We start from the raw sequence: 14,701 nt of genomic DNA, 5'->3' as shown, positions 1-14,701 counted from the left end.
GCCGGGCGGCGCCTGCGTGAGCGGCTGCGGGACCGGGGACGGCTCCGGGACCGGGTCCAGGTCGGGGCCGGGTGGGCGGGGCACCGGTGAGGGTTCCGGGGGTATCGGGTCCGGCGGTGCCGGCGGGGTGGGCGGCCCGGGAATCGGCTCGGGCGGCACGGGGCCGGGGGGCGGTTCCGGAACGGGGCCGGGCGGTGGGCCTCCGGGGTCCGGGGGGACCGGCGGGGGCCGGTGGTCGCAGTCGGGTGTGCGGTCACGGCGGACGAGCGGTTGCCGCTGCACGACGGGCCTCCGGGATGAGACGACGGGTGGCGTAGGAGCCCCCGTACCCGAGTCTGGCCCGTCGATGGCCCGGACGCACGGCGGATTCCGGCGCCGGGCCGGTCCCCCGTCACCGCCCGGCCCGGCGCCCGTCCGTCACGGCTGCGGGTCCCGGGCGTCGTACCGGGCGAAGGCGCGGCGGCCCAGCCCCAGCGCGGTGACGACCAGGACGCAGGCCAGGCCGCCGCCGATCACCGCGGTGGCGGGCGAGGTCAGATCGGCCGCGGAACCGGCGAGGAAGTCGCCGAGCCGGGGGCCGCCGGCGACCACCACGATGAAGACGCCCTGGAGGCGGCCCCGCATCTCGTCCGGGGTGGCGGCCTGGAGCATGGTGCTGCGGAACACCATGGAGACGGTGTCCGCACAGCCCGCGACGGCCAGGAAGAACAGGCCCAGCCACAGGTGCCGGGAGAGCCCGAACGCGGCCACGGCGGCGCCCCAGGCCGCCACCGAGATCAGGATGGCCAGGCCGTGGCGGCGGATGCCGCCGAGCCAGCCGGAGAACAGGCCGCCCAGGACGGCGCCGACCGCGGGGGCGGCGACCAGCAGGCCGACGGTCTTGGCGTCGCCGCCGAACCAGAGCGCGGCGACCGCGGGGAACAGCGCGCGGGGCTGGGCCAGCACCATCGCCGCGAGGTCGGAGAAGAACGTCATCCGCAGGTTGGGGCGGGTGGCGAGGAACCGCAGGCCGTCCAGGACCGAGGCCCGGCGGGCCGGTCCCTCGCCCTGCTCGGGCCGCATGGCGGGCAGGCGCCACATCGCGTAGAGCGAGGCGCTGAAGGCCGCCACGTCGATCAGGTAAGCCGCCTGGTAGCCCCACAGGCCGACGATCACGCCGCCCAGCATCGGCCCGCCCATCAGGCCGAGGTTGGAGGTGAGCGACTGGAGGGCGTTGGCGGCCGGCAGCTGCTCGGTGGGCAGCAGCCGGGGGATCATCGACGAGCGGGCCGGGGAGTTCATCGCGAAGCAGACGGCCTGGAGGGCGACGACGGTGTAGAGCAGCCAGACCCGGTGGTAGCCGGCCAGTGCCGCGGCGGCCAGCGTCACGGACATCGCGGTGGCGCCGGCGGCGCTGTACAGGCCCAGCTTGCGGCGGTCGACGGTGTCGGCGATGGCGCCGCCGTAGAGCCCGAAGACGACCAGCGGGACCAGGGAGCACAGGCCCACCAGGCCGACGGAGAAGGTGGAGCGGGTGAGGGCGTAGACCTGGAGGGAGACCGCCAGCGCGGTCATCTGCTGGCCCATCCAGGAGACAGTGTTGCCGCACCACAGGCGGCGGTAGTCCGGCGAGGTGCGCAGCGGGGTCAGATCGGCGAAGATCCGCCCGCGCCGCGCTATTCGGGGCTTTTCGCCCTTTCCGGCCTGGTCATCGGCCGGCGCGTCAGAGGTCGTTGTACGTGGCACGCAGCAGTAAACCACGTCATCGGGCCGCGGCGGAATAGGTGAATGAGCCGACTGCCCCTTACCGTTCGGCGTCCGGCGGACCGTCGTCCGGCAGCCCGTACACCCGGCGCGCGGTGCCCGCCGCGATCATCGCCGCGACCCGCCGGGCGTCCGCCGCCGACCAGGCACCGGACGCCGTCCAGCCGCCCAGCACCTCCCCCAGCGCCGACCGGAACAGCGCGCTGCCCACCGCGTACAGCTCCGGCAGGCCGTAGGCGTCGGTGGAGAACAGCAGCTTGCCGAACGGCGCCAGTTCCAGGAATTCGGCGAGCACCGCGGCGGCCCGCGGGCCGACGTGGGTGAGGGTCAGCCCGACGTCGGCGTAGACGTGCGGGAAGACCCCGGCCAGGTAGGCGGCCTGCCGGTGGTACGGGTAGCAGTGCAGCAGCACCAGGTCGGTGCCGGTGTCCGCGGTGGCCCGGACGAGGTCGGTGAGCAGCGTCGGATCGGCGTGGTCCAGCCGCAGGTCGGGGTCGCCGAAGCCGGTGTGCAGTTGGAGCGGGCGGCCGGTGGCGACGGCGAGCCAGACGAGGTGGCGCAGCAGGACCGGGTCGGTGAGCCGGGGCGCGCCCGCGCCGAGCCAGTCGCGGGCCGCCGTGCGCACCGCGTCCGGGCCGGGCGGCGCGGGGGCCAGGGCGAGGCCGTGCCGGTAGGCGGCCACCGACTTGAACGCGACCGCGGTGTCCGCGGCCGCCCGCACGGCGCGGGCGAGGTCGCCCGCGAACTCCTCGGCGGCGTCCGCCGTACCGGCCCCGCGGTGGCCGGCCGCGGTCCGCTCGGCCAGGGCTTCCAGCCGCACCACCTCGTGTCCGGTGCCGCCGCCCGCACCGGCGGTCTCGGCCGGTCCGGTCAGGTCGCCGGACAGCCCGGTGTCGAGAAGGTAGGCGCCGATCCCGGTGGCGGTCAGCAGCCGCCGCCGGGTCTCGTCCGGGCCCAGTTCGCGGCGGCGGGCCAGATAGTGCTCGGGCGGGCAGTGCTCGGGCAGGTCGAGCAGCGGCGGGCACCAGCGGCGGACCGCGAAGCCGGTCTGGGTGTCGAAGAAGGTGGTGCCCGCCGCGGGCGGCCGGTCCGCTTCGGTGAGGAACGCGGCGAACGTCCCGGGGTCCGGTTCGTAACGGATCACGCCGTGGCAGTGGTGGTCCACCAGCGGCGGCAGTCCGTCCAGCACCGCGGAGCCGGCGCCGGGCCCCGGGGCGTTCGCGGCCGTCACCAGCGCCAGCGGGTGGCCGCGGCGATCTCTTCCGGTTCGCGCTCCTCGAAGTGGGCCTCCTCGGCCCGCCGGACCGCGAGCACCGCACCGTGCAGCACCTCGCCGAGCGCCTCGCGCAGCGGCGTCGACTTCTCGAACCGGTCGGCGGCCTCGGTGAGCGTGGCGGGCAGCCGGACGATGCCGCGCCGGGCGCGCTCGCGGACGCCGAGGACGCCCGGGTCGCCGGGCTGCGGGGCGGGCAGGTGGGCGCCGGTCTCGATGCCGTGCAGCCCGGCGGCGATCACCGCGCCGACCACGAGGTAGGGGTTGCCGACGGCGTCGAAGGGCTTGATCTCGGCGTGGCCGCCGTCGGGGTCGTCGGGGGCGCCGGTGATCAGCCGGAGCGCCGCCTCGCGGTTCTCCACGCCCCAGCACTGGTAGACCCCGGCCCAGTGGGAGGGCTGCAGCCGCAGGTAACTGGCGGGCGAGGGGCAGCCGATGGCGAGCAGGGCGGGCAGCGTGTCCAGGACGCCGGCGAGGAACGCCACCGCGTCGGGCGCCAGGCCCCAGTCGGCGCCGGCGGTCCGGTGCAGGCTCGTCCCCGCGCGGTGGAGGCTGAGGTGGAGGTGGCAGCCGTTGCCGACCTCGCCGGCGACGACGGACGGGGCGAAGGTGGTGCGCAGCCCGTGCCGGGTGGAGACCGCGCGGATCGTCTCGCGGACCAGGACGACGTCGTCGGCGGCGCGCAGCGGGTCACCGGGGGCGGTGCTGACCTCGAACTGGCCGGGCGCGTACTCGGGGTGGAGCTGGAGGACCTGGACGCCCTGGACGGTGAGGGCTTCGGTGACGTCCCGGAGGTAGTCGGAGAGCTCGACGACCCGGGTCATGCCGTAGGCGGGGCCGGTGCAGGGGTAGTCGAGCAGTTCGGCGTCGGCGGGCCCCTGCGGGGCGCGGGTGACCACCCACTCCGTCTCGAAGCCCATCCGCAGGTCGAGGCCGGCGGCGGCGGCCCGGTCGACCATCCGGCGGGCGAACAGCCGCTGGCAGGCGGGGTGGGGTTGCCCCGACTGGTCGTAGCGGTCGACCGGCGCCCAGGCCCAGCCGGGCTGCGCGGCGAGGGTGGTGAGCCGGTCCAGGTCGGGGAAGAGCCGCAGATCGCCGTCGGGGCCGCCGAGGTGGTCGGAGGCGGTGACGGCGTCGTCGGAGGTGAAGACGTCGAAGACCGGCGACATCCCGACGCCGCGTTCCACGACGTCCGCCAGCCGCGCCGCCGGAATCGACTTGACGCGGGTGATGCCCGCGTTGTCCACCCAGGTCAGCGCGATGTTGCCGACGCCCTCCGCGTCGAGTCGCGCCGCCAACTGGCGGGCGCTCTCGCGCTCTTCCGCCCGCGATCCCATAGAACAGTCCTTACGTGGCCGTGCCGATCCCTCGGCGCCCGTTCCCGCTGAGTGCCCGGATCGGCCAGGGCCTCCCGGTCAGGGGCAGTTGAACTCGCACCATACGCACTTTCCACCGCCGCGCGGCTCCACTCCCCAGACATCCGCCAGCCGGTCGACGAGGAGCAGGCCGCGGCCGGAGACCCCGGCCTCGCCGGGCTCCCGGCGGCGCGGCAGGCTGCTGGACCCGTCCTCGACCTCCAGCCGCAGCCGCCGTTCGGCGCCGTGCGGCATACGGATGTTGACGACCGCCTCGCCGTCGGTGTGCAGCAGGGCGTTGGTGATCAGCTCGTCGGCGACCAGCTCGATCTCGTCGGAGCGCTCGCGGGCGCCCCAGGCGCGCACCGCGGCACGGATCATGTGGCGGGCGGCGGACAGCCCCTCGGGGTCGGCGGGGACGATGTGCTGCCGGAAGCGGCCCACCGTGTCGTGCTCGGGCGCCCCGAGGCGACGCAGCAGGAGCAGCGCCATGTCGTCCTCGCCCCGCCGGCCGTCCGCCGACTCGCAGAGCCGGTCGGCGAGTTGCTGGACGTCCTGCGGGCCGTCCCGGACCTCGCGCGCCAACTGCCGCAGACCGGCGTCCAGATCGGCGCCGGGCTCCTCGACCAGCCCGTCCGTGCACAGCACCAGAGTGTCGCCGGGGGCGAGGTGGACGGTGGTGACGGGGTAGTCCAGCAGCCGGAATTCGGAGGAGATGCCCAGCGGCAGCCCGCCGGCCACCGGGAGCCGGCGGCAGATGCCCTCGGCGTGCCGCACCATCGGGTCGAGGTGGCCGGCCCGGACGAACCGGGCGGCGCCGGTGGTCAGGTCGGCGTCGACGTAGGTGCAGGTGGCGAAGCGGTCGGTGTCGAGTTCGTTGAGGAACGCGGAGGCCCGCGCCATCACGGTGGCCGGCGCGTGCCCCTCCGCGGCGTAGGCGCGCAGCACGATCCGCAGCTGCCCCATGAGCGCGGCGGCCTGGGTGTCGTGGCCCTGGACGTCGCCGATCACCGCGGCGACCCGGCCGTCCGGGAGCGGGATCACGTCGTACCAGTCGCCGCCGATGTCCCGGCCCATGCGGGCGGAGCGGTAGCGGACCGCGATCTGCGCCTCGGGGAAGCCGGGGATCCGGCGCGGCAGCATGGCCTGCTGGAGGCCGGCGGCGATCTCGTGCTCCTGGTCGAAGAGCATCGCCCGGGCCAGGCTCTGCGCGATGCTGCTGCCCAGCGCGACCAGCACGTTGCGTTCCGGGTCGCGGAAGTCGCTCTCCCGCTCGAAGAACAGCCCGATCACCCCGATCGGGCGCCCCTGGGCGATCAGCGGCAGATACGCGGCGGAGCTGACGTTGAGCGGCTCGATGGCCGGCCACAGGCGCGGGTAGTGGGTGCGGAACTGCTCCCGGCTGTGCACGAACCGCGGGGTGAGGGTCCGCACCACCTCGCTCATCGGGAACTCGTCACCGATACGGGTGTACTCCAGGTCCGGGACGAAGCTGCCCGCCTTGCCCTCGGAGACCAGCCGGATCCGCCCGGCCTCGACCAGGCCGAGGATGACGTTCTCGGCGCCCAGCCGGCTCAGCCCCTGCTCGTCGGCGAGCACACCGATCACCTCGCCGACCGTGCGGGCGTGCGCCAGGGCGGCGGTGGTGCGCTCGACGATGCTGGTGTGCCGGCGGCGCTCCTCGGTGACCGCGATCTGCTCGGCGGCCTGGGCGTACTCGTCGGTGGCGTCGCGGACCACACCGATGATGCGGCGGGGCCGGCCGGTGGGGTCGCGGCGGATGCTGCCCTGGGCGTGGGTCCAGCGCAGGCCGCCGTCCCGCAGCCGGATCCGGAAATAGGCACCGTAGGAGTGACTGCCGTCCTTGAGGGCGCGGGCCACCAGGGCGTCGAGCCGGGCCGCCTCGTAGCTCGGGACCCGGCAGCCGAGGCTCTCCGGGCGGTCGTCGTACTCCGCCGGCCGGAGGTCGAAAACCTCCAGCGCGGGCGGATCCAGATGCATCAGCCCGCTGTCGAGGTCCCAGTCGAAGCCGCCCATCCCGTTGAGCGCCAGGGTCAGGTCCGGGTGGGCGGGCCAGTCCTCCGGCACCGACACGGTGGGCCCCTTCGCTCCCCGGTCAGCCATGCCGTCACTTTGCCACATTCACCCTTATTGCGGCTTGTCCAGTCGCACCGCGGTGGCTCGGCAAGCGGCACGCCGGAGCTCGCCCGGCCCCCCGTTACGGCTTGCCCGGCAGCCCCGCGGCGGCCTGCGGAGCGCCACCGCCACGGCTTGCCGGCCCCATCGCCACGACCGTCCGCGCCTACCGGGACGGACCGTCCCACCCCACCCGCCACATCACTGACTCATGACTCAGTACCCTCTCAACACCATCTCACACATGCAGGAAGAACAGCGCCTTTCCACTCTCACCCCCCGGAAGTCGTTGCGATGTTCTCAACACCCTGTTAGCGTCCCCGGCCATGAACGAAGACCCCGGGGACCGGATCGCCGACGACACCGGACGCGTCACCGACCGCGTCCGGCAGGTGATCGCACGGCTCGGCTGCAGCCATCGGGAGTTCGCCCGCCGGATCGTCATGGACCCGTCCAAACTCTCCAGGTCACTGGGCGGCACCCGACGCTTCGCCCTGGCCGAGATCGTCCGGATCGCCGACATCGGCGGGGTGGACACCGGCTGGCTGCTGGGCGCCCCGGAACGCCCCGCGGCACCGCCCGAGCCCCGCCCGGCCACGGTCCCCGACGGCGGCCGTCCGCTCCAGATCGTCCGGGAGACCGTCCGCCTGATCGCCGAGCACGGCTTCCACGCCGTACGGGTCGCCGACATCGCAGCCGCCTGCGGCACCAGCCCGGCCGCCGTCCACTACCACTTCCCCGGCCGCGACGAACTCCTGGAGGCCGCCGTCCGCTGGTGCATGGACGAGGACACCGAACGCCGCGCGGCCGGACTGGCCGCCGCCCCCGACGCCCGCGCCGAACTCCTGCACCTGATCGCCCTGCAGACCCCCCGCACCGCACAACAGCGCCGGCAGTGGCTGGTCTGGCTCGACCTGTGGGCACAGGCCGCCCGCGACACCGCCGTGGGGCGCCTCCACGAGCACTACTACCGGCAGTGGCGCACCACCGTCGCCGACGTCCTCCGGCGCGGCATCGACCAGGGCGTCTTCCGCCCCGTCGACCCCGACGTCACCGCCCTCCGGCTCACCGCACTCATCGACGGCCTGGCCACCCAGGTCCTGGCCACCGCCCCGGACAGCACCAGCCCGGACACCATGCACGCCGCCCTGCTGGCGTTCGTCGAGAACGAACTCGACGCGCCCCGGCCGGACCCGGCCGCCGATCCGAACCGACCCTGACGTCCCTGACGACTCTGACGACTCTGACGACCCGGACGACCGGGGCACGCAGGGCGGGCCCCGGGACTCCCCGGACGGCTCCCTGACGGCCCTGAGCGCTCGTGCCGCTGCCGTTCGCCGTACACCCGCCCCCGTTCCCTCTGAAGAGCAGCGCCACGTCCCCGGCCCGGCGCACGCCGCCGCTGCTGCCCGCCCCTGCCGAGCGACCACCCTCCCCGCCGCGCAGACCTGCCCTGCCTACCTACCGACCGACCGACCCGAAGGGATCCCATGACCACCCCCACCAGCGAGGTCATCATCACCTGCGCCCTCACCGGCGCCGGTGACACCGTCCGCCGCTCCCCGCACGTCCCCGTGACGCCCGAGCAGATCGCCGCGTCCGCCGTCGAAGCGGCCGCCGCGGGCGCCGCGGTGGTGCACATCCACGTCCGCGACCCCGAGACCGGCGCCCCGTCCCGCGACCCCCGCCTCTACGCCGAGGTCGTCGACCGCATCAAGCAGACCGGCACCGACGTCGTCATCAACCTCACCGCCGGCATGGGCGGCGACCTGGTCATCGACCCGGAGCAGCCGCTCACCCAGCTGCCCGGCACCGACCTGGTCAGCGGCCTGGAACGGCTGCCGCACGTCGAGGACCTGCTCCCCGACATCTGCACCCTGGACTGCGGCTCCCTCAACTTCGGCGACGGCTCCACGCTCTACGTCTCCACGCCCGACATGCTGCGCGCCGGCGCCAAGCGGATCCAGGAACTCGGCGTCCGTCCCGAGCTGGAGATCTTCGACACCGGCCAACTGTGGTTCGCCAAGCAGCTGCTCGCCGAGGGACTGCTGGACGACCCCACCGTCTTCCAGCTCTGCATGGGCATACCGTGGGGCGCCCCGGCCGATCCCGGAGTGCTCCAGTCGATGGTGAACATGCTGCCCGAGGGCGCCCAGTGGGCCAGTTTCGCACTCGGCCGGATGCAGATGCCCTGGGTCGCCCAGTCGATCCTGCTCGGCGGCAACGTCCGCGTCGGCCTGGAGGACAACCTCTACCTCAGCCGCGGCGTCAAGGCCACCAACGCCCAACTCGTCGAACGCGCCGTCCAGATCACCGAACTCCTCGGCGCGACCGTGGCCACTCCGGACCAGGCCCGCGCCCGGCTGGGCCTGAAGCTGCGGGCGTGAGGGCGCGGAGCTGAGGGTGCGGAGCTGAGGTCGGGGGGTTGAGGGCGCGGGGTCAAGAAGGCGGGTCTGAGGCCCGGGCAGGCGCCGGGGCGAGGCAGGCGCCGCGTCGCGCCCCTGCGCCCGCACTCCCTACTCCCTCACTCCCTCACTCCCTCACTCCCTCACTGCCGCACCCTCGGCGTCGCGCCTACGCACGCACCGATGCCGATGCCGATGCCCCGACGAGCCGTATCCGGCGTGCCGTACCCCGACGAGCCGTCGCTCCACGGTCCCCCACTCGAACTCCCGCCCCCAGGAGGCAGCACCCCATGCCCTACACCCCCTCCACCACCCCCGAGGCCGCGCGCCGCGTGGCCTGCATAGGCGCCGGCGTCATAGGCGGCGGTTGGGTCGCCCACTTCCTCGCCCGCGGCTACGACGTCACGGCCTGGGACCCCGCCGACGACGCCGCGGACAAGCTCCACCGCCTGGTGTCGGCCGCCTGGCCCGCCCTGGAACAACTGGGTCTGGCCGACGGCGCCTCCCCGGACCGGCTGACGGTCGCGCCGACCCTCGCCCAGGCCGTCGCCGACGCCGACTTCGTCCAGGAAAGCGCCCCGGAGAAGCTGGAGTTGAAGCGTTCGCTGCTCGCCGAACTGGACGCCGCCACGCCCCCCGGCGTGGTCATCGCCTCCTCCACCTCCGGCTACCCGATGACCGACATGCAGACCGCGGCGGCCGACCCGTCCCGCCTGGTCGTCGGCCACCCCTTCAACCCGCCGTACCTGATCCCGCTCGTCGAGGTCGTCGGCGGTACGCAAACCGACCCCGCGGCCGTGACCTGGGCGTCCCGCTTCTACGACCTCGCCGGCAAGTCGGTCATCACCATGGACCGCGAACTCCCCGGCTTCATCGCCAACCGCCTCCAGGAGGCACTGTGGCGCGAGGCCCTGCACATGGTCGCCAACGGTGAGGCCACGGTCGAGGACATCGACGCCTCGATCACCGAAGGCCCGGGCCTGCGCTGGGCGTTCATGGGCCCCTGCCTGACCTTCGCACTGGCCGGCGGCGAGGGCGGTATGGCCCACATGCTCGACCACTTCGGCCCGTCCCTGAAGTCTCCCTGGACCCGCCTGGAGGCCCCCGAACTGGACCGCGAACTCCGCGACGCCATGGTCGACGGCTGCGCGACCGCCGCCGGGGACCGCACCTACGCCGACCTGGTGGCCGAACGCGACCAGGGCGTCATCAACGTCCTCCGCGCCACCGGCCGCCTCCCCCACACCAGTCACGCCGACTCCCGCAGCAACCCCGACTCCCCCGGCACCCCCAAGAGCCCCAACACCCCGGGGAGCCTGGCCTGATGAAGCCCCAGCCACCCACTTCACCCACACCACTCACGCCACCCACGCCACCCACGCCACCCACAGCAACCGCCCCGTCTGCACCCCCCACAGCTACCGCCGCCCCGGTTTCGCCTCCCCCCGGGGGCCCCTCCCCCCACCCCTCCCCACCCCTCCCCCTCCCCCTCTTCCGCCAGGTCGTCCACGAGAGCTGGATCGACTACAACGGCCACCTGAGCGAGGCGTACTACGTCCTGGTCTTCGGCTTCGCGACCGACGCCCTGATGGACGCATGCGGTCTCGACGCCGACTACCGCACCCGCACGGGCTGCTCCCTCTACACCGTCGAGGCCCACGTCCGCTATCTCGACGAGGTCCCCCGCGGCAGCCAACTGGCCGTCCGCAGCACGGTGCTGGGGGTGGCCGCCAAGAAGCTCCGCGTGGTCCACGAGATGTACCGCTGCGATCCCACCGGTGCACCCAGCGGCACTCCGGTGGCCACCGAGGAACTCTTCACCCTCCATGTCGACCAGCGCGAAGGGTTCGCCGTCCCCTTCCCCGACGCCACCCACGCCCGTCTCGCCGCCCTCACCACACCGGCCCCGGACTGGGCCGGTCACGGGATCCGACCGGTCGGCACCTGACCATCGGTGCGCGGCGCACAGGTTCGGCGGCCCCGAAAACGCCGTGCCATCCGGGCCCGGTCGTGTTCTGATCATCGATCATGCGTCATGTGCGAACTCCTCTCTCCGACGAACGCGACCTCCTGACCAGGATGGAGCGGAATCTGGCCGAGCACGCCTGCCACCTGCACCGGAACCTTGCGGGCGCGACCGTCACCGAGGCCGCCGACCTCCTCGTCGCGGACAGCGGCCTCGCCGACGACACCTTCAACGTCGTCGCCGGGGCCCGCTTCACCCCCGCCACCGCCACGCCACGGATCGCCGAAACCGTGCGGGCGGCGGCGGGGACCGGCCGCCCCTTCTCCTGGTGGGTGGGCCCCGCCTCGACACCGCCGGACCTGACGGCCCGGCTCGCGGCCGCCGGTCTTCCCCCTTCCGATCACGAGACGGCCATGTGGGCCGAACTCGACGGCACTCTCCCTTCCCCCTCCCCGGACCTCCTGGACATCCAGCAGGTGACCACCCCCGAACAGCTCGCGCACTACGCCGCGATCCTCGCCGCGAACTGGAACCCGCCCGCCGCCACCGTCCTCCGCTTCTACGAAGGGGCGGCGCGGCAGGCACTGGCAGCCGACTGCCCGGCCCGTTTCCTGGTCGGCTACGCCGACGGCCGCCCGGTCGCTTCGGCCGAGGTCTTCCACCACGCCGACGTCGCCGGGATCTACAACATCTGCACCCTGGCCGACCACCGCCGACGCGGATACGGCACCGCCCTCACCCTGGCCGCGCTGCACACGGCCCGCGCCGAGGGCACCGGCATCGCCGTTCTGCAGGCGTCCGCGGACGGCGAACCCGTCTACCGCCGACTGGGCTTCCGCTCCTGCGGCCGCTTCACCGAACACCCCCTCGGCCCCTGAAGTCCGCGATGGTCATGAACGACACGGCTCCGCCCTCCTCAGCCCTTCGTCAGCGCCTCGCCGACCCGGAGTGTCATCTGGAGCTGGGTGGCGTCCCGGTGCGTCGGGTTGAACGCGAGCACCGCGCGGCGCTGCTGGTCGCGGGTGGCGATCATGAAGGAGGCGTAGCCGTACCGTTCACCGGTCTTGCCCCAGAACGTGATGCCGTTCATCGTGACGGTCTGCAGACCGGCGCCGTAGCGGGCCGGGCTGCCGTCGACCATGCGCACGCCGTCGGGCAGGGTGAACATGCGCTCCAGGACGGGCCGTGGCAGCAGCGTGCCGGAGAACAGGGCGGTCTGGAAGCGGTCCAGATCGCCGGTGGTCGATATCATCTCGCCCTCGCCCCAGGCGGATGTCTGGTCGTACGCGGTGATGTCGAGCAGGCTGCCGTCGGTCATTCTCAGGTAGCCGTGCACGTGGGGGCCGTGGATGCGGGGGTCCCTCCCGGGCAGTGAGGTCCGGCGCAGGCCGAGCGGGTGCAGGATGCGGTCGGCGATCACCTCGCCGTAGTGACGGCCGGTCAGGCGCTCGATGAGCAGGGCGAGGAGGACGTAGTTGATTCCGCGGTACTCCTGCTTGCTGCCGGGGGTGAACTTCATCGGGCCGCGGGAGATCAGGGCGACCAGTTGTTCCGGGGTCCATCTGTCGTAGCGGTGGCGGGCGATGCCCTCGGGGGTGGACAGGTCCGGTGCGCCGTCGCGCGATTCGTCGGGCAGGCCGCTGGTGTGGTTCAGCAGCTGGGTGACGCTGATGGGCGGGAACGCGGACGGCAGGACGCCGGGAAGGTGGCGCTGGACGGGGGCGTCGAGCACGAGGCGGTGTTCGGCGGCCAGTTGGAGGACCACGGTGGCGACGAACACCTTGGTGATGCTGCCGATGCGGAAGGTGTCGTGCTCGTCGATGGGTCGGCCGCTCGTGCGGTCGGCGACGCCGGCGGTGCCGTACCAGCGGCCCGCCTTGCCGGTGACCCGCAGCTGGGCGCCGGTGACCTCGGGGTGTGCGAGGTCGGAGAGGGCGGTGCGCAGGGCCGTGACTTCCAGCGGCGGGAGCGGTGCGGGTGGGGCTGGTGGTGTCGGCGGGGACGCTGCGGCGGCAGTGCGCGTCGGGCCGATGACGGCGAGGGCCGCCGCACCCGCCACTGCCGCACCGATGGCCGCTCTGCGGGAGAGGTGGGCCGGGCCGACGGAAGGGGACGGAGAGGCCGAAGGCGTACCGAAAGGCGTGTCTGAGGTCATGTCTGAAGTCATGTCGGAAGTCATGCCTGACACTGTGCCGATCGCGGGGCGCGCCGGCCTCAGGGATCTCCCTGAACCCGTCCCGGATGCGACCCTGAGGAAGTACCCGTCCGCGTCATGAACGGAGATCAGGGTTTTGTCCACACATGGCCACCGCATTGAGGTCAAGCGCGGCACCGAGCACGTCCGGGTCGTGGTGAACGGGCAGTTGCTCGCCGAGAGCCGGCGGCCGCTGCTGCTCTTCGAGACCGGTTTTCCGGTGCGGTACTACCTGCCGCCGGAGGATGTCCGCACCGATCTGCTGACGCCGTCGGCGACCCGTACCGTGTGCCCGTTCAAGGGCACCGCTTCCTACTGGTCGCTCGAACAGGGCCCCGAGGACCTTGTCTGGGCCTACCCCGAGCCGCATGCCGGGGTCGCGGAGATCAAGGATCATCTCTGTTTCCACGAGGTGCAGTTGGGGTAGTGGCGGCGGCCGTCTCCGCGCCCCGAAGCATCGTTAGGAAAGTTTCCTGACAATTATCGTGCCGACTTCTTGACGCGTACATGGGGGTCCCTTCAGGATCACTTGGGACGGCTCCCCCATGCCGATCCAGGAGACGGAAATGACGTCCATCCCCCGCGCCGAGCAGCCGATGCGGAACCCGGCGCAGCCCGAGAAATCCAACCAGCACAAGCCGACCAGGCGACTGAAATCCCCTGCCGGCGGCCCCCGTTGGAGCATCCCCGCCGCCGCGGGCGCGGCCCTCGCGCTCGTCGGCGGCGTGGCGCTCTGGTCCGCCCCCGGCCGTGCGGACGCCGCGCCGGACCGCGTCCCGGGTGCGCACGCCGCCGGATTCACGGCCGTCGCCGCCGGCGACATCGCCGAGCAGTGCACCGCGAAGGACAGTGACTGCGAGCACGCCAAGACCGCGGCACTGGTCAAGAAGATCAACCCGGCGTTCGTGCTGACCATGGGCGACAACCAGTACGACGACGCCCGCCTGAAGGACTTCAAGAAGTACTACGACAAGACCTGGGGCGCCTTCAAGGACAAGACGCACCCGGTCGCCGGCAACCACGAGACCTACGACCCGGCCGGCGCCCTCGCCGGCTACAAGGCGTACTTCGGCTCGATCGCGTACCCCAAGGGCAAGCCCTACTACAGCTTCGACCAGGACAACTGGCACTTCATCGCGCTGGACTCCAACACCCTGGACTCCGCGGAGCTGGCCTGGCTCAAGGCCGACCTGGCCGCCACCTCCAAGAAGTGCGTGGCCGCCTACTGGCACCATCCGCTCTTCTCGTCGGGCGAGCACGGCAACGACCCGGTCAGCCGCCCGGTGTGGAAGCTGCTCCAGGACGCCAAGGCCGAGCTGGTCCTCAACGGGCACGACCACCACTACGAGCGGTTCGCCCCTCAGGACCCCGACGGCAAGGCCGACAAGAACGGGATCGTGGAGCTGCTCGGCGGGATGGGGGGCGCCAACCCGTACAAGATCGAGGAGGTCCAGCCCAACAGCGAGAAGCGGCTCACCAACACCTTCGGTGTGGTGCGGTTGAACTTCACCGACAACGGCTTCTCCTGGGACCTGATCGGCACGGACGGCAAGACGAAGGACAGCAGTCCGTCCTACCAGTGCCACTGACCGACCGGCCCGGCCCCGGGGGCCGGGCCGGACAGCACCG

The 14,701-nt window shown here is 73.0% G+C and carries 12 protein-coding genes; 7 read left to right on the top strand and 5 right to left on the bottom strand.

The annotated features are described in order from the left end of the window. Positions 1–417: 417 nt before the first annotated feature. The 4 genes from CG747_RS04495 to CG747_RS04480 all read right to left on the bottom strand — a co-directional run bounded on the left by CG747_RS04495 (position 418) and on the right by CG747_RS04480 (position 6,495). Positions 418–1,725: an MFS transporter gene (locus tag CG747_RS04495; RefSeq protein WP_100600285.1), complete on the bottom strand. Its 1,308-nt coding sequence runs from the start codon at positions 1,723–1,725 to the stop codon at positions 418–420. 58 nt (positions 1,726–1,783) lie between these two features. Then, positions 1,784–2,977, bottom strand: a complete 1,194-nt coding sequence (locus tag CG747_RS04490; protein ID WP_257980237.1) for an amidohydrolase family protein — start codon at positions 2,975–2,977, stop codon at positions 1,784–1,786. After that, positions 2,971–4,353 carry a glutamine synthetase family protein gene (locus CG747_RS04485; RefSeq protein ID WP_100600284.1) on the bottom strand — a complete coding sequence of 461 codons (1,383 nt, stop codon included), beginning with the start codon at positions 4,351–4,353 and terminating at the stop codon, positions 2,971–2,973. Before CG747_RS04485 ends, CG747_RS04490 begins: the two co-directional genes overlap by 7 nt. A gap of 78 nt (positions 4,354–4,431) precedes the next feature. Beyond that, a complete protein-coding gene (locus tag CG747_RS04480; RefSeq protein WP_100600283.1) occupies positions 4,432–6,495 on the bottom strand; it encodes a SpoIIE family protein phosphatase in 2,064 nt (687 codons plus the stop codon). Between the two features lie 338 nt (positions 6,496–6,833). Between CG747_RS04480 and CG747_RS04475 the strand changes: the two genes are divergently transcribed. From CG747_RS04475 to CG747_RS04450, 5 genes are all read left to right on the top strand, one after another. Then, positions 6,834–7,727 (top strand): TetR/AcrR family transcriptional regulator, encoded by an 894-nt coding sequence (locus CG747_RS04475; protein ID WP_100600282.1) that lies wholly within the window; start codon positions 6,834–6,836, stop codon positions 7,725–7,727. Between the two features lie 270 nt (positions 7,728–7,997). Continuing rightward, positions 7,998–8,894, top strand: a complete 897-nt coding sequence (locus tag CG747_RS04465; protein ID WP_100600281.1) for a 3-keto-5-aminohexanoate cleavage protein — start codon at positions 7,998–8,000, stop codon at positions 8,892–8,894. Positions 8,895–9,202: 308 nt separating this feature from the next. Beyond that, positions 9,203–10,237, top strand: coding sequence for a 3-hydroxyacyl-CoA dehydrogenase NAD-binding domain-containing protein (locus tag CG747_RS04460; RefSeq protein ID WP_100600280.1), 1,035 nt, complete (start codon positions 9,203–9,205; stop codon positions 10,235–10,237). A 194-nt stretch (positions 10,238–10,431) separates the two neighbouring features. Further along, the gene (locus tag CG747_RS04455; protein WP_100600513.1) at positions 10,432–10,860 is read left to right on the top strand and encodes a thioesterase family protein; all 429 of its coding nucleotides are present in this window, start codon (positions 10,432–10,434) and stop codon (positions 10,858–10,860) included. 131 nt (positions 10,861–10,991) lie between these two features. Further along, positions 10,992–11,756, top strand: a complete 765-nt coding sequence (locus CG747_RS04450; RefSeq protein ID WP_100600279.1) for a GNAT family N-acetyltransferase — start codon at positions 10,992–10,994, stop codon at positions 11,754–11,756. Positions 11,757–11,794: 38 nt separating this feature from the next. Here the strand turns inward: CG747_RS04450 and CG747_RS04445 are convergent, their stop codons facing one another. Then, positions 11,795–12,949: a serine hydrolase domain-containing protein gene (locus CG747_RS04445; protein WP_374701740.1), complete on the bottom strand. Its 1,155-nt coding sequence runs from the start codon at positions 12,947–12,949 to the stop codon at positions 11,795–11,797. A 220-nt stretch (positions 12,950–13,169) separates the two neighbouring features. Here CG747_RS04445 and CG747_RS04440 point away from each other — a divergent pair, with 220 nt between their 5' ends. Continuing rightward, positions 13,170–13,499 carry a DUF427 domain-containing protein gene (locus CG747_RS04440; RefSeq protein ID WP_100600277.1) on the top strand — a complete coding sequence of 110 codons (330 nt, stop codon included), beginning with the start codon at positions 13,170–13,172 and terminating at the stop codon, positions 13,497–13,499. 139 nt (positions 13,500–13,638) lie between these two features. After that, complete coding sequence (locus tag CG747_RS04435; RefSeq protein WP_100600512.1) at positions 13,639–14,661, top strand: metallophosphoesterase; 1,023 nt, start codon at positions 13,639–13,641, stop codon at positions 14,659–14,661. The last annotated feature ends 40 nt before the right edge of the window (positions 14,662–14,701 follow it).

Origin of the sequence: Streptomyces sp. CB02959, from assembly GCF_002803155.1 — a bacterium.
Classification (GTDB): domain Bacteria; phylum Actinomycetota; class Actinomycetes; order Streptomycetales; family Streptomycetaceae; genus Streptomyces.
Note: the sequence above shows the minus strand (reverse complement) of the source record. Positions and strands in the feature narration are given on the sequence as shown.